Consider the following 25,215-nt stretch of genomic DNA (forward strand, 5'->3'; position numbering starts at 1 on the left):
CAATTGGAGACGCACTTGGCGGACGATGCGGCGGCCCTGGAACCGGGGATAGGGGCGCGAGGCCTGACCTATCCCATGCCCGATGCGCCCGCGCCCGGCGCGGCGATCGAGGTCGCGCGCGGGGTGCTGTGGCTTCGGTTCGCCCTGCCGTTCCAGCTGAACCATGTGAACGTCTACGCGGTTCGTGACGGCGACGCTTGGACCGTGATCGATACGGGTCTGCGCACCCCGGACAGTATAGCGGCTTGGGAGGTCGCGTTGGCCGGCGCGCTGGAGGGCCGGCCGGTGAAACGGCTGATCTGCACCCACATGCACCCCGACCACATCGGCCTGGCGGGCTGGCTGTGCGGACGCAGTGGCGCGCCGCTGCTGATGTCGCGGCTGGAATATGTGACCGCCCGCATGCTGATGGCCGAACAGGCCGGCGACGCGCCTGAAGACGGGGAACGCTATTACCGGGCCGCCGGCTGGACCGAAGCCCAGATCGACCGGTGGAGGAACGACTACGGCGGCTTCGCCAAGGGCGTGGCCCCGATGCCGCGCAGCTATCTGCGGCTGTCGGACCAGGAGGTGATCCAGATCGACGGCGACGACTGGACCGTGGTGGTCGGGTCCGGGCACAGTCCTGAACATGTGTGCCTGTGGCGGCGGTCGGACGACGTCTTCCTCGCCGGCGACCAGATCCTGCCCCGGATTTCGTCGAACGTCTCGGTGTGGCCGACCGAGCCTGAGGCCGATCCGTTGGGCGACTGGATGGACTCGCTGGCCAGGCTGCGGGAGCTGCTTCCAGAGGGTGCGTTTATCCTGCCGTCGCACGGCGAGCCCTTCTACGGCGTGCACGCCCGGCTCGACGCCTTGAAGCGCGGCCATGAGACAGCGCTGAAACGGCTTGATCGGACGCTGCGTCAACCGTCTAGGGTGATCGACGGTTTCTCGGCCGTGTTCGGTCGGGCGGTCGGAGACGGCGTATTGGGCATGGCCACGGGCGAGGCCCAGGCGCACCTGAACTATCTGGAAAGACGCGGCCGCGCCCAGCGGACGCGAGACGAGAACGGCGTCGACTGGTGGACAGCCGTCAAACGGGACGAGGAAACGACGTGAGCGAACATATCCGCACCCAACTGGCCGACGGCGTCCTGACCCTGACGCTGGACCGGGCCGACAAGAAGAACGCCATCACCCAGGCCATGTACTCGGCCCTGTCTGAAGCAGTCGAACAGGCCCGCACTGACGACGCGGTGCGGGTGCTGCTGCTGCGCGCCGAGGGCGACAGCTTCTCGGCCGGCAACGACATCGGCGACTTCATCGCCATCGGGGCCCAGACGGAACAGCCGTTCGACATGTCGGTGTTCCGCTTCCTGAAGGCGCTGGCCGATCTGGACAAGCCGCTGGTGGCGGCGGTCAAGGGGCGGGCGGTCGGCATCGGCCTGACCATGCTGCTGCACTGTGATCTGGTGGTGGTGGCCGAGGACGCCCTGCTGTCCGTGCCCTTCGTCAATCTGGCCCTGGCGCCCGAGGCGGCCTCCAGCCTGCTGCTGCCGGCGGTCATGGGGCATCAGCGGGCGTTCGAGATGTTCGCCCTGGGCGAGCCGCTGGACGGTCGCACGGCCCTGGCCTGGGGCCTGGCCAACCGGGCGGTTCCGGCCGATCAGGTCGAGGCGACCGCAGCGGATCTGGCGGCCAAGGTGGCGGCGCGGGCGCCCAACTCCATCCGCAAGACCAAGCGGCTGATGCGCGACGCGGAGGGTCTGTGGGCGCTGATGCAGCGCGAGGGCGAGGCCTTCGGGTCGCAGATGAAGAGCCCCGAGGCGATGGAGGCCTTCCTGGCCTTCACCCAGAAACGGGCGCCCGACTTCTCCAAGATCGGCTGACCCTTCCAAGACCGCGCCTTGATTTGGCGCGGCTTTGGCCCTAGTGCGCGCGCCTCGCCGTCGGAGCGCCCATGTCGCACGCCCCTGTTCTGAATCTGGCCCTGAATCTGGGCATGCCGGCGGCTTCCAACCGTATCGAAGCCGAAACCTCGGCCGACGCCGCAGGCGTCGAGGCCCTCATCATGGCCGCCTTCGGTCCTGGCCGTTTCGTCAAGACGGCGGAGCGGCTGCGCGAAGGCTCGCATCCTGCGGCCGGCTTCGTCGCCCGTCGGGGAGAGCGTATCGTCGGTTCGGTTCGCCTGTGGCCGGTCCTGATCGGCGAGACCTCTGGACTGTTCCTGGGCCCTATCGCCGTGGACGCCGCCAGCCGCAGCGACGGCCTGGGGGCCGAACTGGTGCAGGCCTGCCTGGATCAGGCGCGGGCGATGGCGGTCGGCGGGGTGCTGCTGGTCGGCGACCAGGCCTATTTCGAGCGGTTCGGCTTTGTCGGCGCGCCTGAGGCGATCCTGCCGGGGCCGGTGGATCGGCGTCGCGTCCTGTGGCTGCCGACCAAGGTCGAGGCCGTTTCGGGCGCGGTTCGCATCGGCTGACCTTTCCCGGTCGGTCCGCTGGGCCTAAGTCATGGCGGACATGACAAATCCCGAAGACCCCAAGTTCGGACTGAACGCCGTCGCAGAGGCCGTAAAACAGGCGCCGGGCCGCGGCCTGCCGCCGGTCCATCTGTGGAATCCCGAACACTGCGGCGACATCGATATCGTCATCCGGCGCGACGGCGTCTGGATGCACGAGGGCTCGCCCATCGGCCGCAAGGAACTGGTGCGGCTGTTCTCCACCGTGTTGCGCAAGGATCCGGACGGCTATCATCTGGTCACGCCGGTCGAGAAGTTGAAGATCGCCGTCGAGGATCTGCCGTTCCGCGCCGTGTCGGTCGGGCGCGAGGGGGACGATCTGATCTTCGTCACCGACGTCGGCGACGAGGTGCGGGCGGGCGAGGCCGATCCCATCGTGGTCGAGACCGATCCGACCACGGGCGAACCGTCGCCGCGCGTCCATGTGCGGCGCGACCTGTGGGCGCGGATCAGCCGGTCGGTCTTTTATGAACTGGTTGAGATGGCCGAGGAGGTCGACGGGCGGCTGGTCGTGCGGTCGGGCGGACATGGTTTTTCGCTGGGAGCGGTGGCGTGAGCCTGGACACGCTGAGAAACCGCCTGGTCGAGCGGCTGGCGCCGGTTGAGACCTGGCGGCCGGAACTGGTCGCGGCGCGGTCGGACTTTGATCTGAATCCCAAGGCGACGCGGCCGGTGCGTGAGCTGCGGCCGGCGGCGGTGCTGATCCCCGTCGTGGCGCGGCCCGAGGGGGCGACCGTCCTGCTGACGCGGCGGGCGGACACCTTGGCGCGGCACACAGGCCAGATCGCCTTTCCGGGCGGACGCCTGGACCCCGGCGAAAACGCGGTCCAGGCGGCGCTGCGCGAGGCGGACGAGGAGGTGGCGCTGAACCCCGACACGGTCGAGGTTCTGGGCCTGTCCGACGCCTATGAGACCGGCACGGGCTTCCTGGTTACGCCCGTGATCGGCTGGCTGCACACGGCGCCGGAGACGACGCCGTCGCCGGACGAGGTCGCCGAGGTGTTCGAGACCCCGTGGGACTTCCTGATGGACGCGGCCAATCACCGCCGCGACTTCTACGATATGGACGAGGGGCTGAGACGCTGGTTCTGGGCCATGCCCTGGGGCGAACGCTATATCTGGGGCGTCACGGCGGGAATCCTGAAAGGGCTTCACGCCCGGCTGTATGGCGACGAGCCCAAGGCTGAGGTTGCGGCCGAAGAGGACGCGGCGTGAGCGTGTCCATGCTCGGCCAGCCGTGGCTCGAGGCGTCGGCCACGCGCGCGGTCATGGCCGCGCTCGAGGCGGCGGGCGGCCCCGACTGCGCCCGCTTCGTCGGCGGCTGCGTCCGCAACAGCCTGCTGGGCCGGCCCGTGGATGATATCGACATCGCCACGCGGCTGCGACCGGAAGAGACCATGGCGGCGCTGAAGGCGGCGGGGCTGAAGGCCGTGCCGACCGGGATCGAGCACGGCACGATCACCGGGGTGTCCGAGCGCCAACCCTATGAGATCACCACCCTGCGGCGGGATGTGGAGACCGACGGGCGCCGCGCCGTGGTCGCCTTCACCGAGGACTGGGCCGAGGATGCGGCGCGGCGGGACTTCCGCCTGAACGCCCTCTACGCCGACGCGGCCGGGACGGTGTTCGATCCCACCGGCGGCGGCCTGGCCGACGCGGCCGAGGGGCGGATCGTCTTCGTCGGCGACGCCGAAATCCGGATTCGCGAAGACTATCTGCGGATTCTGCGCTTCTTCCGCTTTCAAGCCTGGTACGGGCGGGGCGAACCCGATGCGACCGGCCTGGCCGCCTGCGCCGCGCTGAAAGACGGGATGGCTCGGTTGTCGGCCGAGCGGGTGTCCAAGGAATTGCTGAAACTGCTGGCGGCGGTCGATCCCCGCCCTTCGGTGCGCGCCATGGCGGAAACCGGGGTGCTCGCCGTCGTCTTGCCGGACGTCCAGCCGCTGGATCTGCTCGAGGCCACTTGCGGGCTGACCGACGACCCGGTCATGCGTCTGTCGGCCCTGGTGCCTGACGATGCGGCCGTCGTCGTGCGGATCGCGCGGGATCTGCGGCTGTCGAATGCGGTGCGGGACCGGATGGCGGCGGCGGTCGCCGAAGGCCCGGTGGTGGCGCCCGACATGACCGAGGCCGCCGCGCGGGCGGCGATCTATCGGCTGGGCCGCGCCGCCTTTGAAGATCGGCTGACGCGCGCGGAGGCGCAAAGCGGTCGCGACGGCGCGGCCCTGCGCCGCCTTGCGACTGCCTGGACGCCGCCGTCCATGCCGGTCGGCGGACGCGACCTGGCCCGACTGGGCCGGACGCCGGGACCGGAGACCGGGCGCATCTTGAAGGCGTTCGAGGATGGCTGGGTCGCCGACGACTTCCCCACCGACGGCCATGAAGACCGGCTGAGATCGCTTATGGCTTCGCTCGGGTGAGCTCGGTCACGACCGGATAGTGGTCCGAACCCGTCGGGCGTCCGATGCGGCGGCTGACCAGGGCCAGGTCGGGCGAGCGATACACCTGATCGATGGTGATGCCCAAAACGGCGGGCAGGCGGGTCGGCCAGGTGCCCGGAAAGCCCGGCGCGGGAACCAGACCCAGATCCTTCTTGATCTGACGCCCGATGCGGGCGCTGGAGACGCTGTTGAAATCGCCGGCGACGAGGGTGGCGCCCGGCGTCGCCGCCTTGCGCCTTTCGGTCAGGGCCATGACCTGGCTGATCTGCCCCCACTGATATTCATAGGGCCAGGGACGGGTCAGGTGCACGCCGAAGACGGTAAGCGGGCCCAGCGGCGTCTCAACCACGGCGCCGATGGCGCTGAGCCCGTCACGCCGCCACGGCAGTTTTTTCACTATGGGATACCGGGAGGCGATCACGGATCGCGACGCCGATTGGCCCAGCGTCATGACGCCGTTGACCCGACGGTGGGGATAGTCCGCGAGCAGGCGGTCGAGTTGGGCGATCGGCGCATCGCCGACCTCGACCAGGATCACGATGTCCGCGTCGGCTTCCTTGATGGAGGCGCGCATGGCGTCGACATCGGTATTGAGCGTCCAGAGGTTGGCGGAATAGACGCGGATGACCGGCTGGTCCGGTTGGCGCAGGCCCATGGGCGTCATCCACTGCGGCCAGACGGCCACGAATAGGACGAGTGTCGCCAGACCACCGACGCCGACCGCCGGCCATAGACGCAGCACCGCACAGGCCAGGGTCAGACCCGCCGCCGCCAGCAGCACAGGCCCCGTGAACTGGGCCAGAATGTCCACCCAGCGATGATCTATGCCGCTGAGCGCCGCCACGCCGAAGAACGACAGGCCGATCAGGACCAGGCAGGCCGCCGAATTGGCCGCCAGCTTGAGCAGGGACATCGTGTGTTGCCTTTCCTGGTGAACGCTGTTGCCTATGCCGCGTTAGGGCGACGCTTGGGAGAGGCGCGACATGGCCAGACGGTCGATCACAGATATCGAAAAGATTTGGTCCAATGTCGAGGGGATCAAGAAACTGTCCGACCGGGTGATCGGCATCGGACCGTTCGGGATCGGCATGGACGGCCTGCTGACCTGGGTTCCAGTGGTCGGCACGGTCTATACGGTGGGAACCGGCGCCTGGCTGGTGATACAGGCCGTGCGGGCCAAGGCCTCGCCGGCGACCCTGGCGCGGATGGTCGCCTATATGGCCGTCGATACGGCGACGGGCACGGTGCCTATCGCGGGCGACGTCGTCGACACCTTCTTCCCCGGCCAATTGCTGGCGGCCAAGGCGTTGCAGAAGGACATCGAGACCACCCACTGGGTCGAGGACACCGAGGCGGGGGCCAGGGCCAGCGGCGATCACGACCGGCATCTGGAGAGGGTCCGCAACGACAAGAAGCTGCGGCGCATCGTCTATCTGCACGACTGAATTGTGCGCGCTGGCGGTCGTCTGATTTCCTAATTTCTCTGACGAAAATCCATGCCATCAATGGCTTGAGTAAAAATTCGACCCTCCAGCCCGCCTGAGTTGGCGGCGCCCGCAGACTGATCTCCGACAAGAACGGAGATCCTGATGAGCGACGATTTCACTGCGCGTTTGAGCCTGCCCTATCTGGCGGCGGGGCAGATGCAGAAACATGTGACCCTGAACGCGGCGCTGACGCGGCTGGACGCCCTGTTGCAGACGGCGGTGGTCAGCGCGACGACGGCCGTCCAGCCGTCGGCGCCGCTTGACGGCGACCTCTATATCCTGCCGGACGGGGCGAACGGCGCGGCCTGGACCGGTCTGCCCGCCGGCGCCCTGATGCGGTTCGAGGCGGGCGGCTGGAGCCGGGTCGCCACGCCCGTCGGCCTGATCGCCCTGGTGCTGGACGCCGCCGTTCTGGTGGTGCTGGACGACGCCGGCTGGACCCCGCTGGGGCGACGGCTGGGCGAGGTTCAGGGCCTGTCGCGCCTGGGGATCGGCACGACCGCCGACGCCGCCAACCTGCTGGCGGTCAAGACCAACACCGCCCTGTTCACCGCCCGCGCCGAGGACGAAGGCGGCGACGGCGACCTGCGTCTGACCTTGAACAAGACCGCAGCGGGCGACGTCCTGTCGCTGCTGTTCCAGAGCGGCTACGGCGGCCGGGCCGAGTTGGGCCTGGTCGGCGACGACGATCTCGGCCTCAAGGTCAGCCCGGACGGATCGACCTGGCGCCGCGCCTTCGGCGTGGATCGCGCCACCGGTCGGGTCGCCTTCGACCGAGGCGCGACCCGACGCGAGACGACGATCTTCGCCGCCGACGGCGTCTATACGCCGCCCGCCTGGGCGCGATGGATCGAGGTCGTCTGCGTCGGCGGGGGCGGGGCCGGCGGATCAGGCATGGCGGGCCCCGCCGGAACCGCGCGCTTCGGCGGCGGCGGCGGCGGCGCGGGCGGGTTGAGCGAGGCGGGCTGGATGGTCGCTGATCTGGGCCCCGATCTGGGCGAGACCCTGGCGATCGCCGTCGGCGGCGGAGGTTTGACCGCGACAGGCGGCGCCGGCGGTCAGACGACGGTCAGTCTAGACGGCGTCGTTCTGCTGCGGGCCGGTGGCGGCGCGCCCGGCGCCGTTGGAACCGCCGCGGCGGGGCAGGGCGGCTCGGGCGGCCTGGGTCAGCGCGTCGGCAATCCCGGCGGCGACAGCCGGATCACGGCGGCGGCGTCCGCCGGTGGTGAAACCGTCTGTGCCGACGGATCGGGCGGCGGCGGCGGCGGCGGCGGTCTGAGCACCGCAAACATCGCCCAGTCGGCCGGCGCAGGCGGGGCCGGCGGCTGGGCCGTGCGTCGGGCAGGGGGCGGCGCGCCGGGCGCGGCGGGCCAGGCCTCGTCGGCGCCCGGCCTGTCCTGGCCCGGAGGCGGCGGAGGCGGCGGCGACGCCTCGCCCACGGGCGCGGGTGCAGCGGGCGGGGCAGGCGCTGCTTACGGGGCGGGCGGCGGCGGGGGCGGCGCGGGCCTGACCCTGCCGGGCGCGGGCGGCGCAGGCGGCGCTGGCGTGGTTCGCCTCACGGCCGTCGGATGAGCCGGCGGCGTTATCTGCCCGAGCCGGTGGAGGTGCTCGATCCCGAGGCTTGGGACGTCCCCAGGTCTTTGAACGACACGACCCGCCGCGCCCAGACAGGCTTCGACGGCCGCTGCGGTCGGCCGATTCAGGACAAGGAGGACGAAGAATGAGCGGAAACGACACCCTGGCCGAGGGCCGCTGGCTGTGGCGCAGACTCTATGCCTTCGCCGTCAGCGCCGGACTGTGGCTGCTGCTGATGCGGACGGTGGCGCGGATGCCGGCCGAGATGCTGCCCAAGATGACCGACGGACTGATGGGCCTGCTGGCCTTGATCCTGGTCCTCTATCTGGTGGCGCCGACGGCCGAGCAGCTGGTCGCCCTACTGGCCAATGCGCGACTGCGCCTGACGGGCGGCCGCTCATGAGCGCGCGATTGTCCGCCCGCTCCCGTTCGCGTCTGAACGGCGTCCATCCCGCCCTGGTCGCCGTGGTCGAGGCCGCCCTGGCGCGCAGTTCGGTGGACTTCATGATCACCGAGGGCCTGAGAACCCCCGAGCGGCAGGCGGCCTTGGTCAAGGCCGGGGCCAGCCAAACCCTGAAGTCCCGCCACCTGACCGGCCACGCCGTCGACGTCGCCGCCCTGGTGGACGGCCAGGTCCGGTGGGACTGGCCGCTCTACGGCCGGATCGCGGAGGCGTTCAAAGCCGCCTCGCGGGAGCTGAACATCCCCATCGTCTGGGGCGGGGACTGGAAGAGCCTGCGCGACGGCCCGCATTTCGAGCTCGACCGGAAGTCCTATCCATGAGGGCCGGAGCGGCAAAAACGACTCGGCAACTTGTGCCGCCGTGTGTCGAGAATTGCCGGGTCTTGGCGAGGGCGATCTGAAAAAAATCAATGAAATCAGTATTAAAGTGTGCCGGTTTGCCCGTTTCTGTCTGGCCCCGCCCTTGCTCTCTAGAGGTCGAGCAAAATGCTCCTGGCGCTAAAATGGCGCCGGACATCACACGAAGTGAAGAGGACAGCCAAAATGGCTAGCAACAGCATCAACGTGAACGTCGGCGCCATGGTCGCGCTGCAAAACCTTAACGCGTCCAACAAGATGTTGGACGTGACGCAGAACCGTGTCTCCACGGGAATGAAGGTTTCCAGCGCCAAAGATAATGGGGCGATCTTCGCCATCGCGACGAATCAACGCGCCGAAATGGGCGCGCTCAACTCCGTGATGCAATCGCAACAACGCGGCCAATCGATCGTCGACGTAGCGCTCGCCGCCGGCGACACCGTCGTCGCCGCCCTGACTGAAATGAAGGCCCTTGCCGTGGCCATCGAAGCCGGCGGCAGCTCCGCGACGGCCACCGCGCTCCAAAACGACTACGACGCTCTGCAGACCGAGATCGACAGCGCCCTGGCCGGCGCCAACTTCGACGGCGTCAACCTGTGGACCGACGGCGCCGTGACCGGCGTCATCACCGACACCTCCGGCGGCACCTTCTCCATCGGCATCGCCGCCGCCAGCGACGGCACGCCCACGGCTACGACCGCAGCGGCTGTCCAGACCGCGATCGACGCCTTCACGGCCGATCTGGCGACCATGGGCACCCAGTCCAAGTCTCTGGATCGCCAGGTGACCTTCACCAGCAAGCTGCAAGACGCTGTCGAAGCCGGCATCGGCAACCTGGTCGACGCCGATCTGGCCAAGGAAAGCGCGCGCCTGACCGCGCTCCAGACCAAGCAGCAACTGGGCGTCCAAGCCCTGTCGATCGCCAACTCGGCCAGCTCGATCCTGGTCAGCCTGTTCCGATCCTAACCTCGCGGGCGTATCGGCCTCTCTGGCCTGCGCCTCACAATCAAACGTCAAAAAGGCGGTCGGACCTCGGTCCGGCCGCCTTCTTGCTTGGTTGGCAGCTTTTGCCCGGCAGATTTTTCCTACCCAGTCGGCAAAATCTGCCCCGCTAGGCGAAATCTGCCGGGATGGATTAATCTAAACAACAGTATAACGTAGAAGAAACAATGACTTGAGCGAGGTCGGGTTAACGGTTCTTGGCCCGGCAATTGCTTCACTTCAATCGGGCAAAAAGCTCCCGGCTGTTAAAATGACGCCGGACATCACGAAGTGAAAAGGACAGCCAAAATGGCTAACAGCGTTAACACGAACTATGGCGCCAACATCGCTCTTCAGAGCCTGAACGCCACCAACAAGTCCCTGGCCACGACGCAAGGCCGCGTAAGCACCGGTCAGAACGTTTCGTCCGCCAAGGACAGCGGCGCCATCTTCGCCATCGCCACCAACCAGCGCGCTGAAATGGCGGCCCAAGGGGCCGTCAAGCAATCGCTGCAACGTGGTCAGTCCATCGTCGACGTCGCTCTGGCGGCCGGCGAGACTGTCGTCGCGGCCCTGACGGAAATGAAGTCGCTGGCCGTCTCCATCGAAGCCGGCGGTTCCTCCGCCACGACCACGGCTCTGCAAGCCGACTACGACGCCCTGCAGACCGAAATCGACAGCGCTCTCGCCGGCGCCAACTTCGACGGCGAAAATCTGTGGACCGCTTCGGCTTCAGTGGTCACCGATACTTCGGCGACGTCGTTCACGGTCGGCATGGCCTCGCCCGCCGACGGCACACCGGCCGGCGCCACCGCTGCTCAAGTCCAGACCGCGATCGAGGCCTTCACGGCCGACATGGCGACCCTGGGCTCGCAGTCGAAGTCGCTGGACCGTCAGGTCACCTTCGCCAGCAAGATGGAAGACGCCCTGGAAGCCGGTATCGGCAACCTGGTTGACGCAGATCTGGCCAAGGAAAGCGCCAAGTTGACCGCCCTGCAGACCAAGCAACAGCTCGGCGTGCAGGCGCTGTCGATCGCGAACTCGTCCAGCCAGATCTTGCTGAGCCTGTTCCGTTAAGATGAGCGGCCGGAGCGGCCTACGTCGCTCCGGCCCTTCACTTCCGTTTAAATCCAGAAGGGCGCGGATCGTCCGCGCGAGGAGCCATGGCTGACAATGTCGCGAGCGTGTCCTCGGTAAACTTCTTTCCACCCGATCCTGCCGACGTCACTCCTACCCCGACCCCCACGCCGTCTCAGCCTTCGCTGCAGGCCGAGGAAGCGGCGAAAGCGAACAACTATCGCCTGACCATCGAGTCCGCCGAAAACGGTCGCTTTGTATACACGATCAGTGATCCGATCACGGGCAAGGTCGTGCTGAAACTGCCGCGGGAAGTCGTTCAGACTCTCGCAGACGACCCCAGCTACCGGGGCGGAAATGTGCTGAAAACCTCCGTCTAGACGAAGGCTGTTCAGGTCAAAGACTGCAACGCCGCCGGTTCGCCGGACGGCGCTATCGTGGTTTCTTCGGCGTTAACCATACGCTCACGACTCATGGTTAATCCTGTAGGGAACAGAAGTCCGGGGCTTGAAGCCATGACCACTAGCGTACACACCAACACCTCGGCGATGATCGCCCTTCAGAACCTGAACCGCACCAACGACCAGTTGGCGTCGACGCAGGGCCGGGTCAGCACTGGCCTGAAGGTTCAGGGCGCCAAGGACAACGCCGCCGTTTGGGCGGTCGCTCAGGCGCAGCGGGCGGACAAGGGGTCGCTGGAGTCGGTGACGACCAGCCTGAACCGCGCGACCTCGATCGCAGACGTGTCGCTGGCGGCGGGCGAGCAGATTTCCGATCTGCTTCTTGAACTGAAGGCCAAGGCGACGGCGGCGGCTGACCCCAGCGCCACGGCTGCGACCAGGGCCTCCTACGACCAGGAGTTCCAGGCGCTGCTGGGCTCGATCGATTCCTTTGCTGACAACGCCACCTTCGACGGCGCGAACATTCTGGACGGGGCGTCCACGACCGCGCTCGATTTTCTGGCCAACGCCGACGCGACCGAAACCATTTCCATGACGCGTCAGAACATGACGGTCGCTGGCTTGACGCTGACCGGCGAAGATCTGACCACTCAGGCCAATGCGGAAGATGCCCTGACCGCCGTCACCGCGGCCATCGCGACGGCCAGTTCCCGGCTGGCGGAGCTGGGCGCCGAGGCCAAGCAGATCGAACGCCACACCACCTTCGTCAGCAAGCTGTCCGATTCGCTGGAGGCGGGTATCGGCAATCTGGTCGACGCCGACCTGGCTAAGGAAAGCGCGCGATTGCAGGCGCTTCAGGTTCAGCAGCAACTCGGCGTGCAGGCCCTGTCGATCGCCAACCAGGCGCCACAGGTCATTCTGTCGCTGTTCCAGAACTAGGCCCGACTTAAGAGTTCGTTATCGGCCTTCGGCGCATCTTGGATAGCGGAGCCGATCGATGATCAACAACAGCTATCTGTTGGGACTGTATGGGGTGACGACGACCACGGCGTCTTCCTCGTCAAGCACGTCTACGACTTCAACCAAGCGCACCCAGCCTACAGCGCCCTGGACGGCGACGGAGAACGTCCCGACCGCCAGCGAAATGGTGCGGTCGGCCCTGGCGGGCCGTCGGATCGTCAACGAGGCGGCGGTGGACGTCGATCTGGCCTCAGCCTCCGACGACTATCGCAAGCTGTTCACCACCTATCAGGCGCTCAACACGCTGTCCGCCCTGGCGGACCGGGCCGCCACCCGCGGCGTCAGCGAGTCGGAATCCGCTCTGCTGAACAAGCGGTTCGCCTCAGGGCTGGCCGAGCTTTCGGCCTATCTGGCCACGGCGAAGTTTGAAGGCTTCAGGATGGCCGACGGCGTCGCCCAGAACACCGTCAAGACGACTGCGGCCATCGAGAAGACCTCCAGCACCTTCATCACCGCACCGGTGCATGAGGGGGCGCTCACCGAGACGGTCGACGCCTTCGAAGGGGACGTGCGCTTCTCCATCGGCGTCTCGATCTCAGGCGGCGCGCAGACGACTATCGACATCGACCTGGCCGACATGGGGTCGACCCCCCGCACATTCGACAATGTCACCGCCTTCATGAACGAACAGCTGGACGCGGCGGGCGTGGAGACCCGCATCGGGCGCGAGCAGATTCCCGGCGTCGCCAAGACGGTCAAGGTGGGGGACAAGACCGTCACATTGCCGGCGGGCCCGGATCAGTGGGCGTTGAAGGTGTGGGGCGGGGCGGGCGAAACCGTCTCATTCTCCGCAGCAGAGACGTCCGACGCCGTCTACGTCACCCAGACCACCGGCGGTGGAGCGGAACTCCTGAAGTTCCAGACCGAGGGGGGAAGCGCGCCGACGGCGACGCAGAGATTGGGCGAGACCTTCTGGGTCGAGGGAAGGGCCGGCCAGGTCGCCCTGCCGGAGGGTGTCGCCGCCGTGCGCGACAGCGCCGTGGCCGCCGACGGCTCGGTCTGGGTGCTGGCCGACCTGACCGAGGGAGAGGATGGCCAGCCGATCAAGGGGCAGCGCGACGTCGCCCTGATGAAGTTTGATTCCGCCGGGAATCTGACCCAGACCAAGCTGCTGGGGGCGGCGTCCAGCGCCAACGGCTTCTCGCTCGCCATCGCCGACGACGGCCGGATCGCGGTCGCCGGCTCGGTGACCGGCGCCCTGGACGCCGGCAAGAGCGGCGAAGACGCCGCTGTCGCAGACAGTTTCGTCACCGTCTTCGACGCTTCGGGCAAGGAGGTCTGGACCCAGCGTCGCGGCGCCAAGGCGGCCGATGAGGCGACCGAGGTCAGTTTCGGCGCCGACGGCACGGTCTATGTCGCCGGTCGGTCGCGCTCCATGATGCCGGGCGCCGAGGGCGCGCTGGGCGGATGGGACGGCTACCTCCAGGCGTTCGACGAGCAACGCCTGACCCCGACTTCGCCGCTCAGTGGTCTTATGGTGGGCGCGGCCCAGTTCGGCACGGCCGGCGACGACAATGTCCAGGCCATGACGACCTCGGGGTCGAACCTCTATACCGCCGGGGTGGAGAACGGTCGGATCATGGTCCGACAGTTCACGCTGGACGCCTCGGGCGCCCCGACCCTGGCGTCGAGCCGCGATCTGGGCGCGGCTCAGGGCGCGATCGCCGGGATCACGGTCGACAATGGTCAGGTCATCCTGACGGGTCAGACCGACAACGCCGCCCTGGACGTCGGCGGCGCGACGAATTCTCATGCAGGCGGCACGGACGTGTTCGTGGCGGTTCTGGATCCTGACCTTCAGCCCTCCGCCAACGAGCGGCTGACCTATTATGGCGGCGCCGGCGTGGATACGGCGTCCGATGTTCAGGTCAAGGACGGCAAGGTCTGGATCACCGGCGTCGCAGACCGTCCCGGCGATGCGGCCAAGACCGATCCGACCCAGGCCTATCTAGCGCGGTTGGACCCTCTGACCGGCGCCGTCGAATACAGCCAGACCTGGCGCGCCCAGGGCGACCAGGCCGTGACGGGCAGCCTGACGGTCGTGTCCGGCGGCGCCAGCGTGCTGGACAAGCTGGGTCTGCCGCAGGGCGAGATCATGCAGTCGGATTCCAAGCTGCTGACCGTCGCCACCGCCGCCCGCGCGGGCGATCAGTTCAGCATCACGCCCGGCAACGGCACGCGGGCCATCACCGTCACCATCGCCGCGAACGAGACGATGGCCAGCCTCGCCAAGAAGATCACCAGCGCGTCCAACCGCCAACTCATCGCGACCGTGGTCACGGACAAAAAGGTCTCGCCGCCGACCGAACGGATCGAGATCAAGGCCGCCGACGGCAAACAAGGCGCCACCGTCTCGTCAGGGGCGGTCGGCAAGGACGCCCTGGGCGCCCTGGGCCTGTCGCCGGGCTATATCGGGAACACGGGCGACAAGGAAAAGAAGGCCTACGGTCTCAATCTGACCAGTGCGCTGAACCTTAGCAACGCCGACTCCATCAAGGCGGCGAACGCCGCCCTCGCCAACGCCCTGACATCGGTAAGGTCGGCCTACAAGTCGCTGGCGCCGTCGACCGCAGCCATCACCAACACCCAAACCGGCAACAAGTCGTCGACCGCCTATCAGCAAACCCAGCTGGCCAATTTCCAGGCGGCCCTTACCCGTCTGACGGCCTGATCCGCCGATCTGACCTCGGTCGGCGCGGCTAGGCGGTTGACGCCCGGCGCCCGTTCCGGGTTATTGGGCGCCTCAGTTGCGAAAGCCCCTTATGGCCCTTCCGAACGACAATCGCGTCATCATCGCCATCGGCGCAGGTCTGGTGATCATCGCCGCCGTGGTGCTGGCCCTGATCTTCACCGGCGGCGGCAAGACGCCAGAGGCCCCGCCCGCCGCCAAGGGCGGTCTGACGGTCGATCTGGCCGACGCCCCTTCGCTGGAGCCGACGCGCGAGCTGCGCTGCTTCGTCGATGGTCAGTTCGTCGGCATGGCGACCCTGGCTGACTGCGCCCAGCGCAACGGCCTGGCCACCGACGCCCTGGATGTCGGCATCGACGAGACGGGCGCCCTGGCCGCCGCGCCCACCGCCGCCTTCGCTCCGCCGCCCGAACTGCCGCCGGTCGAGATGGCCGAGGCCGCGCCTGCGCCCAGCGCCGAAGCCGCCGCGCCCAGTACGCCCGCGCCGACGCCGTCCGGTTCTCAGTGCCTGCGCCACTCCGGGTCGGACTGGCGCGTCCTGTCCAGCGGCATGAGCCTGAACGCCTGCGTCCAGGCCCTGTACGCCGGAACCTGCGTCCGTCCGGGCGACGCCCAGTACGGCCGCTGGGGCGACACCACCCTGCGTCTGGTCCCGCGTCGAGTGGAGCAGTCGGGCGACAACAGCCGCTTCCGCACCCTGGCGGAGCAGGACCGTAACTGCCAATTCCCGGGTCTGAACTGATGCGCGTCTTCGCTGTCTCCGCCATCGCCGTCGCCGCTGTTCTGGCGGCGTGCAGCAACCAGCCCAAGTACGAGTTCGCACCCGGCGTCTGCTATTTCGTCGCCACCCCGGAAGGCCAGGCCCCGCGTTTGCAGAAGATGGGTGAAAACGTCACCCAGATCGAACTCTGCGCCGGCCAGCTGGAGGAGATGCGTCTGCGCTTCCTGCGCATGGGCGGCTCGAACCAGGAGGTCGCCGGCGCCTATCAGGGGCGCTTCATCTTTGTGGACCGCGAGGGTGTGAAGTTCGGCAAGAGCCTGACGGGCAGCCGCTTCTTCGCCATGGCCCGCACCGGCGACGGCCGTCTGGCCATTCCCGGCGCCATCCAGCGCGACGACACCGGCCGCCCCACCGCGATCGCCGCGCCGCCGCCCGAGACCAAGTAGAGGGCCGGCGCCGGCCAAGGGCTTGCGGAAATCGAACAAAGGTGGAACAAACTGTTAATCCATCCACCGGTTTGGCGGGTCTGATGTCGAATGCGGCTGGCGGCGACCGGCGGCGGCTCTAAGACATCCGGCTGAATTACGGAGCAGGCGAGGGACTCGCCGCTCCCTACGAGAAGGAAGTTTCCATGGCGGGCAGCGTCAACAAGGTCATTCTGGTCGGCAATCTAGGCCGCGATCCTGAAATCCGGTCGATGCCGAACGGCGACCGTATCGCCAACCTGTCGATCGCCACCTCGGAAACCTGGCGCGACAAGTCCTCGGGCGAGCGCAAGGAAAAGACCGAGTGGCACCGGGTCGTCATCTTCAACGACAACATCGTCAAGGTGGTCGAGAACTATGTGAAGAAGGGCTCGACCGTCTATATTGAGGGCGCGCTCCAGACCCGCAAATGGACCGACCAGCAGGGCGTCGAGAAATATTCGACCGAGATCGTGGTCAGCCGCTTCAAGGGTGAGCTGACCATGCTGGGCGGCCGCGCTGAAGGCGGCGCCTCTCAGGGCGGCGGTTACGGCGGCGGCGGCGGTGGTCGCGGCGACGACGACTATTCCTCGGGCTTCTCCACCGGCGGCGCCAACAAGCCCAGCGGCCCCAAGGAAAGCTACGACCTGAACGACGACATTCCGTTCTAAGGTCGATCCGAACCAACCATGGGGCGGGGGCCTTACAGCTATCGTGAGGATCCCGCCGTCCCGGCCTTCCCGGACGACCGGCCCCTGGTCCTGTTTGACGGCGATTGCGCGCTCTGTTCCGGCTCGGCGCGCAAGATCCTGAAGGCCGACCGGGCCGGGCTGTTCCGGCTGGCCCCGACGCAGTCGGCGCTGGGGCAGTCGCTTCTGACGCATTACGGCGTTGATCCCCAGGATCCGGCGACCATGCTGCTGATCCAGGACGGCGTGGCGCGCGAGCGATCCGACGCGGTTCTGGCCATCGCCGCCCAGCTGCCCGTGCCTTATCGCTGGGCGAGCATCGGGCGGATCGTCCCGCAGTTCATTCGCGACCGGCTGTATGATTTTGTGGCGCGCCGCCGTCGGCGGTTTCCCGGTCCGACCTGGTGCGCCCTGCCTCCGGCGGGCGTCGATCTGAAGGATAGAGTGCTGGGATGAGCGGACGGGTGCTGGTGCTGGGCGCCAACGGCTTCATCGGCTCCCATGTCGCGGCCGCCCTGTCTGTTGAAGGCTGGCGCGTGCGCGCGGGCGCGCGGCGTTATCGCCGAACCGTCTCGTCGCGCCCCGAGCTTCGACTGGATCGTCGCCGACTTTTCGAAACTGACGACCGCCCAGGCCTGGGCGCCCCTTCTGGACGGGGTGTCGGCTGTGGTGAACTGCGTCGGCGTCTTGCAGGACGGCGGCGGCGACAGCACCCGCGCGGCCCATATCGACGGGCCGCGCGCCCTGATCGCCGCCTGCGAGGCGGCGGGCGTGTCTCGGTTGATCCACATCTCCGCCGTCGGCGCCGATGAAGCGGCCGGCACCGACTACGCCCGCACCAAGGCGCAGACCGAACGACTGGTCGCTGACAGCGCGCTCGACTGGCTGATCCTGCGGCCGTCGCTGGTGGTGGACCGGGCGGCCTTCGGCGGCACGGGCCTGATCCGGGCGCTGGCGGCCTTCCCGCTGTTTTCACCGGTGGTGGGCGCAGACCAGACCTTCCGTCCGATTCCTCTCGGCGACCTGACCGCCGCCATCGTCGCGGCCTTGCGGCCCGGCGCCCCGTCGGGTCTGACCCTGGACATGCCGGGACCGGAGGCGGTGACCCTGGCCCAGACGGTGCGCCTCTATCGCGGCTGGCTCAGCTTGAAGCCGGCGCCGGTGGTGCGCGTCCCGCGCGCCCTGGCCGCTCCGGCCCTGGCGGTCGGCGATCTGCTGGGGCGGTTAGGCTGGTCCTCGCCGATCCGCACCACGGCCATGCGCCAGATGGACCATGACGTCTCCGGCCACGACAGCGGTTGGGCCGAGCGCCTCGGCGTGTCGTCGCGCGGCTTCTCCCGCTTCCTGGCCGAGACCCCGGCCTCGGTCCAGGACGTCTGGCACGCCCGCCTGTGGTTCGTCCGCCCGATTTCGATCCTGACCCTGGGCCTGTTCTGGCTGATCACCGGCCTGATCAGTTTCGGCCCGGGTTGGAGCGGCGCGGTCTCCATCCTGCACGAAGGCGGCTACGGCCGATGGGCCGGGCCTGTGGCCGGGTGGGGCGCCTTGCTGGACGTGGTTCTTGGGCTGGCCCTGTTCGTGCGGCCGTGGACGGCGCGGGTGGCGGTCTTCATGTGTCTGGCGACCGTCGGCTATCTGATCGCGGGCACGCTCAGCCTGCCGCACTACTGGATCGACCCCTTGGGGCCGTGGCTCAAGGTCCTGCCCATGATGGCGCTCTGCCTGTTCGTCGCTGCAACGGACGCCCGCCGATGAGCCTCTATTTCGCGCTGAAGATCATCCACATCCTGTCCGGCGCCGTCCTGTTCGGCACGGGGGCGGGCATCGCCTTCTTCATGCTCCGCGCCCACGCCACACGCGACGCCCGCACGGTGGCCGAGGTCGGCCGTATCGTGGTCCTGGCCGATTTCGTCTTCACCACCAGCGCGGTGGTGGTCCAGCCCATCAGCGGCCTGGGCTTGATCCATCTGCAGGGCTGGTCCCTGACCAGTCCCTGGCTGCTGGTCGCCTATGGTCTTTATGTTTTCGTCGGGGTCTGCTGGCTGCCGGTCGTCTGGATCCAGTATCGAATGATGAAACTGGCCGAGCAGGCGGCAGGGCAGGGGGCGCCCCTGCCGCCCGCCTATCATCGCCTGTTCCGCTGGTGGTTCGCCCTGGGCTGGCCCGCCTTCGCCGGCGTCCTGGCCATCTACTGGCTGATGGTCGCCAAGCCCACCTTCTGAGGCCTACCAGACCGCCTTGTCGAAATGGCGCAGGATCATCTGGTCGGCCGTGATCAGCGTGGCGCCGTCGGCCATGGCGTTGGCGACGATCAGCCGGTCGAACAGGTCGCGCGTCCAGGCGAAGCGACAGGCGGCCTCGGATACGGCGGTCATTGAGGCGTCCGACAACGCCAGGTCCAGTCGGTCCTGAAGGTCCCGAAGCAGAAGATCGGCCGTCTTCAGCTTGACCCGACCGATCTCGATCAGGATTTCGATCTCCACCAGCACCAAGGGGGACAAACGCAAGTCGCGCGCCTGCGCCAACTGCGCCTGCGCCGGGCGGCTGATCTGCCGATCCAGTCGATAATAGAGCCAGAGGGCGACCTGGGTGTCGAGATGGGTCACTTATCGCCGAAATCGAACTTGGTGTCCGGATCCCAGGTCCAGTGGCTCTTGTTGGTGTCGATATCGTCGGGGCAGTCTTCCCAACCCTCCCGCACCCCTTGCGCCATATAGGCGTCCCAGCGTTCCTCGGGCGTCGTCGGCTTGGCGGGCGTCTCGGCGATGAGGGTCAGCCGCCGACCGCCGCGCCGGATCACCAGCGGCTCGCCGGTTTCCAGCACGCTGTCGACCAGCCGGAACAGGTCCTTGCGCAGGGCGGTCAGGGTGACTTCGGTCATATGTACAGGCTGCGCTCGAGGCCTGTACATGTCAATGCAACGCGCCGACACGCCATTTGACAGGCGAAGCGGCTCAGGCCGTGCGATAGGCGGGCATGACCGACGTCGCCCCCGCCCCATCTGCCCCGGCGCCCGCCAAGCCCCATGCCCTGACCGGGCTGGAAATCGCCGCCATCGTGGCGATCATCGTCGTCTGGGGCGTGAACAATGCGGGGGCCAAGCTGGCGACCGAGACCCTGCCGCCGCTGCTGGTGGGAGCCATCCGGTTCGGCATCGCCACCGCCTGTCTGCTCGTCTTCGTTCGGCCGCCCTTCCCGGATTGGAAAAGCCTGACCCTGATCGTCATCCTGGGAGGGCCGATCCAGTACGGCCTAGCCTACACCGCCTATTGGATGGCCACCGACGTCAGCCCTGTGACCGTGGCCAACCAGTTATGGATTCCCTTCACCACCCTGTTCGCCTTCCTGATCCTGGGCGAGCGGCTGAGCAAGGCCGCCCTGATCGGCATGGGGGTGGCCTTTGTCGGCGTCGCCTGGATGACGCTGGACGCCCATGCCTTGCAGGACTGGAAGGCCATCCTGGTCGCCATCGCCGCCGGCGCGGCCTGGGGCGTGACGACCGTCGTGGCGCGACGCACCACCTCCATCCCGCCGCTGAAGATGCAGGGTCTGCTGGCCCTGGGGGCCTTCCCGGTCATGGCCTTTGGATCTGCCGTGTTCGAGCACGGGCAATGGGAGGCGGTGAAGTCCGCCACCCCCATGGTCTGGGCCGCTCTGCTGTGGGCCGGGATCACCTCGTCGGTCCTGGCCACCACGCTTCTGTTCTGGCTGGTGCAAAGGCGTGAGGCGGGGCGGGTGACCCCCTATCTGCTGGTGACGCCGGTGGTGTCGATACTGATCGGCTGGGGGCTGATGGGCGACATCCTGACGCCGCAGATCCTGACCGGCTCGGCCATCACCATGGGCGGGGTGGCCCTGGTCGCCTTGGCCGAGCGGGGCTTGCGCGCGGGCGCCGCCAAGGCTTGATCGTCTCCTGAGCCTTTCAGGAGACCGCCGTGAACCACGCCCCCATCGACGCCGACCATGTCTCCCGCCGCTGGCTGGGCAAGGCGACGCACGAACTCCCCGCCAACGCGGCCAGCGTCGTTCGCAGCGCGGCCGAGCGCCGCCCGATCTCTGAGGACGTCAACGAGGCCTTCGACGACCGCCAGACCTTCGGCGATCGATTGGCCGACCGGGTGGCGACGTTCGGCGGGTCGTGGACCTTCCTGATCGCCTTCGGACTGTTCCTTGTGGCCTGGTCGTTGCTGAACCTGGCCCTGCGGCGGGACGCCTTCGACCCCTATCCCTTCATCTTCCTGAATCTGATGCTGTCGATGATCGCAGCGGCCCAGGCGCCGATCATCATGATGAGCCAGAACCGTCAGGCGGCGAAGGACCGTCTCGATGTCGGCAACGACTATCAGGTCAACCTGAAGGCCGAGATCGAGATCATGGCCCTGCTGGACAAGGTCGAACACCTGACCGCCCGCCAGCAGGAGCAGACCGAAATGATCGAGCGGCTGCTGGCCGAAAAGGGGCGCTGACGTTCCAAATACTCCGTCATCCTCGGGTCAAGCCCGAGGATCGGATGCGGATCGGGCTGTGCGCCACCTCCCGACGCAATGCGGCTGAATCGCCGATCCCCACTTCCTGACGGTCGAGGAGACGCGCGCCTTCAACGCCCAGGCCGCCTACTGACCTGACTTGGCCAGTTGCATCTTCAGCTCGGCCAGCCGCCAGTCCGTCGGCGTGTCGATGTCCTGTGCCTCCATTGCATCGATGACGAAGCTGCCGGCCCGGCCGGCGAATGTCGGCTGTTTTGTCACGCAGACTTCGCGGGTCATCCAGTAGAACTGAGCCGCGTCATGATAGGCGGGCTCCAAGTCCTGCGATCGACTGGCGTAGTGTTCGGGGCGCCGCATCGCCGTCCGGCCGTGCATGTCGCGGCGCAGGGCGCGCTGGATCGGATAGTCGAAGGCGACGACGGGAAAGACCGTATCGAAATCCCCGGTGTCCATCAGATCGGCGGCGCGCTTCAACGTCGAGGAGCGCAAGAGCGGCGCCGTCGCCGAAATGCAGCACAGGCGATCGAACCGCTGGCCGTCCGCCTCGTAGCGATCGACGACTTCGGCCATCACCTCGAGGATGATCGCATGATCGTCGGCGGTCCTGGCGCTGCGCAGGAAGGGGACGCTGGCTCCGGCGGCGCGGGCCACCTCGGCGATCTCCTCGCTGTCGGTGGACACCATGACCGTATCGAACAGGCCGCTTTCGAGCGCAGCCTCGACCGACCAGGCCAGCATCGGTTTGCCGGCGAAGTCGCGGATGTTCTTGCCAGGCAGCCGATTGGAGCCTCCGCGCGCGGGAATGACAGCCAGGGCCTTCACGCCATACCCCCCGACGCCAGGCCCTTCACCGCAGAAATCACGCGCTCCACCTCCTCGTCGGTCATGGCGGGGAAAAGCGGCAGGCTGAGCGCCGTTTCGTAGTAGCGATCGGCGGCCGGGAGGCGCGCCGGCTCGCCGTAGGTCTGACGATACCAGGGCTGATGCGGAACGGGGATGTAGTGCACCTGCGACCCGACGCCCAAGGCGGCGAGGTCGGCCATCACCTCGGCGCGGGACCGGCCGATACGCTCGAAGTCGATCTGGACGACGAACAGGTGGTATCCGGTGCGGTTGAGCTCTCGGCGCGGCGGACGAAGCCAGTCCAACTCTTCGAATGCGGCCTGATACTGATCGACGATGGCGAGTCGACGATCAATGAAGCGATCCAGCTTCCTCAACTGGCTCGAGCCCAGGGCCGCCTGGATTTCGGTCAGACGATAGTTGAATCCCAGGAGTTGCTGTTCGTACCACCAGGTTCCGGGCTGCTCTGACAAGCGGGCGGGGTCACGCGTGATGCCGTGTGAGCGGAGGAGAAGCAGGCGTTCGTACAGCGCCGGATCATTGGTCGTCACCGCGCCGCCTTCGCCCGTCGTCATCGTCTTGACGGGATGAAACGAGAAGACGGTCGCGTCCGAGTGTCGGCAGTCGCCCACCTTGCCGTCGCCATGTTCGGAGCCGATCGCATGGGCGGCGTCTTCGACGATGCGGGCTCCGGCCTCGTCGGCGATTTCGCGAAAGGCGGCCATGTCGGCCGGACGGCCGGCGAAATGGACTGGCGCGATGACTCGGGTTCGATCCGTCATTGCGGCGCGCGTGGCCGCAGGCGACAGGTTCAGGGTCTCCGCGTCAATATCGGCGAACACCGGGGTTAATCCCACATAGGCCATGGCGTTGGCCGTCGCCACGAAGGTGATCGGGCTGGTGATCCCCTCGCCGGGACTGAGATCCAGCGCCGCCATCGTCAGATGAAGGCCAGCGGTGGCGTTGCTCACCGCAACCGCAAACCGGGCGCCGACATAGGCGGCAAGCTCGGCCTCGAACTGGGGCGTCGCCGGGCCCTGGGTCAGAAAGTCGGATCGGAGCGCGGCGAGCACGGCGCGCTCATCGTCCGCGTCGATCCACTGGCGACCGTAAGGGATGAAGCCTTTGGGCTCCATGTTCAGCGGCCCTGCGCCGTCAGCGCCCGAATGATTTCAGGCCGCATCAGGCCGCGATCCGCTCGTGTGATCCGACAGAAGTTCCTCGCTCAGGGCCTCGGCCATCTGCCGCATTACCTGCTCCCACTGATCGAACTGTGCGGCGTGGAAGATGCGGGCGGAAGGATAGCAGGGCGCTTGATCCGAACCGAACCCCGTCCACGAACCCGGACCGGCGCTGACAAACACCCGCGCGCCCACGGCCGCCGCGATATTGGTCGTCGCCGTGGATGGCCCCATGATGGTGTCCAGCGCGCAGCAGAGCGCGGCCAATTCGTCGAGATCCATCTTCAGATCGATGCCGGGCGGCGTCCAGATGTCGAACCCGCGCGCCCTGGCCGCCGCCAGGTCTTCCTCGGCATTGGCGTACTGGAGGTTGACGAACCGAACGCCCGGCGTTTCGAGAACGGGGCTCCATAGGGTGAACGGCGAATAGTGGCGCTGGCGCGACCCGCCCATCTTCATGCTCTTCCACAGCACGCCGACATAGGGGCCGGGCCCGCTGTCCTCGAGCACCTGACGCCAGTGCGCCACGCGTTGTGGATCGGGGACCAGAAACCCCGGATCGCGGGGGAAGGCGGCGAGGCTGGTCCGGAAACGCCGGAAGAGGCTGGCCATAGGAGTCCAGACGTCGATTGGCGCGGGCTGATCGCCCAGATCGACCGTCCGAAACAGGGTGTTGAACTGACGGACGGTCTTGTGCGGCAGTACCTTCGCCTGCGGAAAGCTGCGCTGGAATAGCGTCACCAGTCTTCGTTCGACAGCGATGATCAGCCGGCCGTCAGGGCCGAGGGCGTCCAGGGTGTCGCTTATGATGTTGGCGAAAAGGACTTCGTCACCCAGGCCCTGTTCGCCGTAGATCAGCAGGCTCTTGCCGCGCAGGTCGTCGCCCAGGTCCCAACGTCTGCCGAATTCAGTGAAGACAAAGGCGCCTTCCAAAGCCGCATCGAACCGAGCCTCATAGCTTTCGAACCCGGCGACCAGGTCGCCGGTGAGCAACTGGGTGAAGGCCTTCGCCAGGCGGATGGAGGCAATTTGGCGGGGGTCGGTCAGGCCTTGCGAGGCAAGGTCCATGTCCTGGAGCGCCCTTTCGGATTCGCCGAGAACGGTCAGGCAGTAGGCCCGGTTGTGGCGGGCCTTATGGAAGCCTGGATCCAGTCGAAGCGCCTCGTCATAATAGACCATCGCCCCAGCAACATCGCCGTTTTCGCTCAACACCGTGCCGAGGGTGTTCCATAGACCCGGGTGTTCGGGATTGCCGTTGATGCTGTCGCGCAGCAGGGCGAACGCCTCATCATATCGGTTCTGGTCGCGAAAGACGCAGGCGAGGCTGTCGGCGACCTCTTCATTGCCTGGCTCGCCCGCCAGAAAGCGTTTGAACAGCCTCTCGGCGATCTCCAGCTTGCCGAGACGATAGGCCAGCTGACCCACTTCGCGCACCACGGAGAGGTCGTTGGGGGCCAGCCGAGCGGCGGCTTCATATGCCGTGAACGCCTTGGCGAACTCGCCCTGTTTGTCAAAAGCCACGGCCAGCATCCGCCAGGCCAAGGCATTGCTGTCGTCCAACTCGAGCGCCTGCTGAAGACGCGTCGAGGCGGTGGCGTAGTCCTGCCGAGCCAGGGCCTCCAGACCGGTCTTCAACCGGATCAGGGTCTTTCGCCGACTCGCCTGCGCCTTGGCCGATAGCTTGGCGCCGCCGCGGCTGTCTTTTTCCTGGGCCTTTATGAGACGGGCGAGGGAGTCCGATAGGGCCGAATCCCCCTTAAGCCCTTCGAGGATGGGACGCGGTCGTGATGCGGAATTTTTGAGCCGGTTCACCAACTATCTCCTCGATTGAAACATAGTG

General features: G+C 67.3%; 30 protein-coding genes and 1 pseudogene. 25 read left to right on the top strand and 6 right to left on the bottom strand.

Annotation, left to right across the window (positions count from 1 at the left end; genetic code table 11):
* The first annotated feature begins 15 nt into the window (after window positions 1-15).
* The 6 genes from OU998_RS05265 to OU998_RS05290 all read left to right on the top strand — a co-directional run bounded on the left by OU998_RS05265 (window position 16) and on the right by OU998_RS05290 (window position 4,920).
* Window positions 16-1,101 carry an MBL fold metallo-hydrolase gene (locus OU998_RS05265; RefSeq protein ID WP_267515783.1) on the top strand — a complete coding sequence of 362 codons (1,086 nt, stop codon included), beginning with the start codon at window positions 16-18 and terminating at the stop codon, window positions 1,099-1,101.
* Window positions 1,098-1,871, top strand: a complete 774-nt coding sequence (locus tag OU998_RS05270) for an enoyl-CoA hydratase (protein WP_267515784.1) — start codon at window positions 1,098-1,100, stop codon at window positions 1,869-1,871. The genes OU998_RS05265 and OU998_RS05270 overlap by 4 nt, the downstream gene beginning before the upstream one ends.
* 71 nt (window positions 1,872-1,942) lie before the next feature.
* Window positions 1,943-2,461 carry a GNAT family N-acetyltransferase gene (locus OU998_RS05275; protein WP_267515785.1) on the top strand — a complete coding sequence of 173 codons (519 nt, stop codon included), beginning with the start codon at window positions 1,943-1,945 and terminating at the stop codon, window positions 2,459-2,461.
* 31 nt (window positions 2,462-2,492) lie between these two features.
* Window positions 2,493-3,056, top strand: coding sequence for a DUF1285 domain-containing protein (locus OU998_RS05280; RefSeq protein WP_420709809.1), 564 nt, complete (start codon window positions 2,493-2,495; stop codon window positions 3,054-3,056).
* Window positions 3,053-3,715 carry a CoA pyrophosphatase gene (locus OU998_RS05285; protein WP_267515786.1) on the top strand — a complete coding sequence of 221 codons (663 nt, stop codon included), beginning with the start codon at window positions 3,053-3,055 and terminating at the stop codon, window positions 3,713-3,715. The genes OU998_RS05280 and OU998_RS05285 overlap by 4 nt, the downstream gene beginning before the upstream one ends.
* A complete protein-coding gene (locus OU998_RS05290) occupies window positions 3,712-4,920 on the top strand; it encodes a CCA tRNA nucleotidyltransferase (protein ID WP_267515787.1) in 1,209 nt (402 codons plus the stop codon). The genes OU998_RS05285 and OU998_RS05290 overlap by 4 nt, the downstream gene beginning before the upstream one ends.
* Here the strand turns inward: OU998_RS05290 and OU998_RS05295 are convergent.
* Complete coding sequence (locus OU998_RS05295; protein ID WP_267515788.1) at window positions 4,901-5,854, bottom strand: endonuclease/exonuclease/phosphatase family protein; 954 nt, start codon at window positions 5,852-5,854, stop codon at window positions 4,901-4,903. The two genes, OU998_RS05290 and OU998_RS05295, sit on opposite strands and share 20 nt — an antisense overlap.
* A 70-nt stretch (window positions 5,855-5,924) precedes the next feature.
* Between OU998_RS05295 and OU998_RS05300 the strand changes: the two genes are divergently transcribed.
* The 17 genes and pseudogenes from OU998_RS05300 (at window position 5,925) to OU998_RS05375 (ending at window position 19,086) form a co-directional block, all read left to right on the top strand.
* Entirely contained in the window at window positions 5,925-6,386 is a 462-nt protein-coding gene (locus OU998_RS05300) for a DUF4112 domain-containing protein (protein WP_267515789.1), read from the top strand.
* 144 nt (window positions 6,387-6,530) lie between these two features.
* On the top strand, window positions 6,531-8,000 hold the full coding sequence (locus tag OU998_RS05305) for a DUF2793 domain-containing protein (protein ID WP_267515790.1): 1,470 nt from the start codon (window positions 6,531-6,533) through the stop codon (window positions 7,998-8,000).
* A complete protein-coding gene (locus OU998_RS05310; protein ID WP_267515791.1) occupies window positions 7,997-8,152 on the top strand; it encodes a hypothetical protein in 156 nt (51 codons plus the stop codon). Before OU998_RS05305 ends, OU998_RS05310 begins: the two co-directional genes overlap by 4 nt.
* Window positions 8,149-8,406, top strand: coding sequence for a hypothetical protein (locus tag OU998_RS05315; protein ID WP_267515792.1), 258 nt, complete (start codon window positions 8,149-8,151; stop codon window positions 8,404-8,406). The genes OU998_RS05310 and OU998_RS05315 overlap by 4 nt, the downstream gene beginning before the upstream one ends.
* Window positions 8,407-8,414: 8 nt before the next feature.
* Window positions 8,415-8,786, top strand: a complete 372-nt coding sequence (locus OU998_RS05320) for a M15 family metallopeptidase (RefSeq protein ID WP_267515793.1) — start codon at window positions 8,415-8,417, stop codon at window positions 8,784-8,786.
* Window positions 8,787-9,008: 222 nt separating this feature from the next.
* Window positions 9,009-9,788, top strand: a complete 780-nt coding sequence (locus OU998_RS05325) for a flagellin (RefSeq protein ID WP_267515794.1) — start codon at window positions 9,009-9,011, stop codon at window positions 9,786-9,788.
* Between the two features lie 324 nt (window positions 9,789-10,112).
* Window positions 10,113-10,880: a flagellin gene (locus tag OU998_RS05330; protein WP_267515795.1), complete on the top strand. Its 768-nt coding sequence runs from the start codon at window positions 10,113-10,115 to the stop codon at window positions 10,878-10,880.
* Window positions 10,881-10,966: 86 nt separating this feature from the next.
* Window positions 10,967-11,260, top strand: coding sequence for a hypothetical protein (locus OU998_RS05335; RefSeq protein ID WP_267515796.1), 294 nt, complete (start codon window positions 10,967-10,969; stop codon window positions 11,258-11,260).
* Between the two features lie 135 nt (window positions 11,261-11,395).
* On the top strand, window positions 11,396-12,220 hold the full coding sequence (locus OU998_RS05340) for a flagellin (RefSeq protein WP_267515797.1): 825 nt from the start codon (window positions 11,396-11,398) through the stop codon (window positions 12,218-12,220).
* A gap of 58 nt (window positions 12,221-12,278) precedes the next feature.
* A complete protein-coding gene (locus OU998_RS05345; protein ID WP_267515798.1) occupies window positions 12,279-14,972 on the top strand; it encodes a transcriptional regulator in 2,694 nt (897 codons plus the stop codon).
* 91 nt (window positions 14,973-15,063) lie between these two features.
* On the top strand, window positions 15,064-15,732 hold the full coding sequence (locus OU998_RS05350) for a hypothetical protein (RefSeq protein ID WP_267515799.1): 669 nt from the start codon (window positions 15,064-15,066) through the stop codon (window positions 15,730-15,732).
* Complete coding sequence (locus OU998_RS05355) at window positions 15,732-16,157, top strand: hypothetical protein (protein ID WP_267515800.1); 426 nt, start codon at window positions 15,732-15,734, stop codon at window positions 16,155-16,157. Before OU998_RS05350 ends, OU998_RS05355 begins: the two co-directional genes overlap by 1 nt.
* A gap of 185 nt (window positions 16,158-16,342) precedes the next feature.
* Entirely contained in the window at window positions 16,343-16,846 is a 504-nt protein-coding gene (gene ssb / locus OU998_RS05360) for a single-stranded DNA-binding protein (RefSeq protein WP_267515801.1), read from the top strand.
* A gap of 18 nt (window positions 16,847-16,864) precedes the next feature.
* Window positions 16,865-17,320, top strand: a complete 456-nt coding sequence (locus OU998_RS05365; RefSeq protein ID WP_267515802.1) for a thiol-disulfide oxidoreductase DCC family protein — start codon at window positions 16,865-16,867, stop codon at window positions 17,318-17,320.
* Window positions 17,317-17,388 (top strand): annotated as a pseudogene (locus OU998_RS17050) (hypothetical protein); the annotation flags it as partial. The gene OU998_RS05365 and the pseudogene OU998_RS17050, both read left to right, overlap by 4 nt.
* The gene (locus tag OU998_RS05370) at window positions 17,366-18,619 is read left to right on the top strand and encodes an SDR family oxidoreductase (RefSeq protein ID WP_267515803.1); all 1,254 of its coding nucleotides are present in this window, start codon (window positions 17,366-17,368) and stop codon (window positions 18,617-18,619) included. The pseudogene OU998_RS17050 and the gene OU998_RS05370, both read left to right, overlap by 23 nt.
* On the top strand, window positions 18,616-19,086 hold the full coding sequence (locus tag OU998_RS05375) for a DUF2269 family protein (protein WP_267515804.1): 471 nt from the start codon (window positions 18,616-18,618) through the stop codon (window positions 19,084-19,086). The genes OU998_RS05370 and OU998_RS05375 overlap by 4 nt, the downstream gene beginning before the upstream one ends.
* A 3-nt stretch (window positions 19,087-19,089) precedes the next feature.
* On the opposite strand, the gene OU998_RS05380 is transcribed toward OU998_RS05375, so the two are convergent.
* Window positions 19,090-19,470 carry a type II toxin-antitoxin system VapC family toxin gene (locus tag OU998_RS05380; protein WP_267515805.1) on the bottom strand — a complete coding sequence of 127 codons (381 nt, stop codon included), beginning with the start codon at window positions 19,468-19,470 and terminating at the stop codon, window positions 19,090-19,092.
* Window positions 19,467-19,745 carry a type II toxin-antitoxin system Phd/YefM family antitoxin gene (locus tag OU998_RS05385; RefSeq protein WP_267515806.1) on the bottom strand — a complete coding sequence of 93 codons (279 nt, stop codon included), beginning with the start codon at window positions 19,743-19,745 and terminating at the stop codon, window positions 19,467-19,469. Before OU998_RS05385 ends, OU998_RS05380 begins: the two co-directional genes overlap by 4 nt.
* Before the next feature lie 95 nt (window positions 19,746-19,840).
* On the opposite strand from OU998_RS05385, the gene OU998_RS05390 reads away from it, so the two are divergent.
* On the top strand, window positions 19,841-20,770 hold the full coding sequence (locus tag OU998_RS05390; RefSeq protein ID WP_267515807.1) for a DMT family transporter: 930 nt from the start codon (window positions 19,841-19,843) through the stop codon (window positions 20,768-20,770).
* Window positions 20,771-20,799: 29 nt separating this feature from the next.
* Window positions 20,800-21,330, top strand: a complete 531-nt coding sequence (locus OU998_RS05395) for a DUF1003 domain-containing protein (RefSeq protein WP_267515808.1) — start codon at window positions 20,800-20,802, stop codon at window positions 21,328-21,330.
* A 147-nt stretch (window positions 21,331-21,477) separates the two neighbouring features.
* On the opposite strand, the gene pseF is transcribed toward OU998_RS05395, so the two are convergent.
* The 3 genes from pseF to OU998_RS05410 are packed head-to-tail and all read right to left on the bottom strand — an operon-like array spanning window position 21,478 to window position 25,187.
* On the bottom strand, window positions 21,478-22,173 hold the full coding sequence (gene pseF / locus OU998_RS05400; RefSeq protein WP_267515809.1) for a pseudaminic acid cytidylyltransferase: 696 nt from the start codon (window positions 22,171-22,173) through the stop codon (window positions 21,478-21,480).
* Window positions 22,170-23,330: a UDP-4-amino-4,6-dideoxy-N-acetyl-beta-L-altrosamine transaminase gene (gene pseC / locus OU998_RS05405; protein WP_267515810.1), complete on the bottom strand. Its 1,161-nt coding sequence runs from the start codon at window positions 23,328-23,330 to the stop codon at window positions 22,170-22,172. Before pseC ends, pseF begins: the two co-directional genes overlap by 4 nt.
* A gap of 36 nt (window positions 23,331-23,366) precedes the next feature.
* Complete coding sequence (locus tag OU998_RS05410) at window positions 23,367-25,187, bottom strand: tetratricopeptide repeat protein (RefSeq protein ID WP_267515811.1); 1,821 nt, start codon at window positions 25,185-25,187, stop codon at window positions 23,367-23,369.
* Between the last annotated feature and the right edge of the window lie 28 nt (window positions 25,188-25,215).

It is taken from the genome of Brevundimonas sp. SL130 (assembly GCF_026625805.1).
GTDB lineage: Bacteria > Pseudomonadota > Alphaproteobacteria > Caulobacterales > Caulobacteraceae > Brevundimonas.

What these genes read in the sequence shown, in the direction of transcription:
- OU998_RS05300 (WP_267515789.1), top strand. Translation starts at nt 5,925, where the DNA reads ATGGCCAGACGGTCGATCACAGATATCGAAAAGATTTGGTCCAATGTC.
- OU998_RS05335 (WP_267515796.1), top strand. Translation starts at nt 10,967, where the DNA reads ATGGCTGACAATGTCGCGAGCGTGTCCTCGGTAAACTTCTTTCCACCC.
- OU998_RS05370 (WP_267515803.1), top strand. Translation starts at nt 17,366, where the DNA reads ATGTCGCGGCCGCCCTGTCTGTTGAAGGCTGGCGCGTGCGCGCGGGCG.
- OU998_RS05310 (WP_267515791.1), top strand. Translation starts at nt 7,997, where the DNA reads ATGAGCCGGCGGCGTTATCTGCCCGAGCCGGTGGAGGTGCTCGATCCC.
- OU998_RS05365 (WP_267515802.1), top strand. Translation starts at nt 16,865, where the DNA reads ATGGGGCGGGGGCCTTACAGCTATCGTGAGGATCCCGCCGTCCCGGCC.
- OU998_RS05385 (WP_267515806.1), bottom strand. Translation starts at nt 19,745, where the DNA reads ATGACCGAAGTCACCCTGACCGCCCTGCGCAAGGACCTGTTCCGGCTG.
- OU998_RS05375 (WP_267515804.1), top strand. Translation starts at nt 18,616, where the DNA reads ATGAGCCTCTATTTCGCGCTGAAGATCATCCACATCCTGTCCGGCGCC.
- ssb (WP_267515801.1), top strand. Translation starts at nt 16,343, where the DNA reads ATGGCGGGCAGCGTCAACAAGGTCATTCTGGTCGGCAATCTAGGCCGC.
- pseC (WP_267515810.1), bottom strand. Translation starts at nt 23,330, where the DNA reads ATGGAGCCCAAAGGCTTCATCCCTTACGGTCGCCAGTGGATCGACGCG.
- OU998_RS05390 (WP_267515807.1), top strand. Translation starts at nt 19,841, where the DNA reads ATGACCGACGTCGCCCCCGCCCCATCTGCCCCGGCGCCCGCCAAGCCC.
- OU998_RS05325 (WP_267515794.1), top strand. Translation starts at nt 9,009, where the DNA reads ATGGCTAGCAACAGCATCAACGTGAACGTCGGCGCCATGGTCGCGCTG.
- OU998_RS05345 (WP_267515798.1), top strand. Translation starts at nt 12,279, where the DNA reads ATGATCAACAACAGCTATCTGTTGGGACTGTATGGGGTGACGACGACC.
- OU998_RS05305 (WP_267515790.1), top strand. Translation starts at nt 6,531, where the DNA reads ATGAGCGACGATTTCACTGCGCGTTTGAGCCTGCCCTATCTGGCGGCG.
- OU998_RS05295 (WP_267515788.1), bottom strand. Translation starts at nt 5,854, where the DNA reads ATGTCCCTGCTCAAGCTGGCGGCCAATTCGGCGGCCTGCCTGGTCCTG.
- OU998_RS05350 (WP_267515799.1), top strand. Translation starts at nt 15,064, where the DNA reads ATGGCCCTTCCGAACGACAATCGCGTCATCATCGCCATCGGCGCAGGT.
- OU998_RS05315 (WP_267515792.1), top strand. Translation starts at nt 8,149, where the DNA reads ATGAGCGGAAACGACACCCTGGCCGAGGGCCGCTGGCTGTGGCGCAGA.
- OU998_RS05275 (WP_267515785.1), top strand. Translation starts at nt 1,943, where the DNA reads ATGTCGCACGCCCCTGTTCTGAATCTGGCCCTGAATCTGGGCATGCCG.
- OU998_RS05340 (WP_267515797.1), top strand. Translation starts at nt 11,396, where the DNA reads ATGACCACTAGCGTACACACCAACACCTCGGCGATGATCGCCCTTCAG.
- OU998_RS05280 (WP_420709809.1), top strand. Translation starts at nt 2,493, where the DNA reads ATGGCGGACATGACAAATCCCGAAGACCCCAAGTTCGGACTGAACGCC.
- OU998_RS05330 (WP_267515795.1), top strand. Translation starts at nt 10,113, where the DNA reads ATGGCTAACAGCGTTAACACGAACTATGGCGCCAACATCGCTCTTCAG.
- OU998_RS05355 (WP_267515800.1), top strand. Translation starts at nt 15,732, where the DNA reads ATGCGCGTCTTCGCTGTCTCCGCCATCGCCGTCGCCGCTGTTCTGGCG.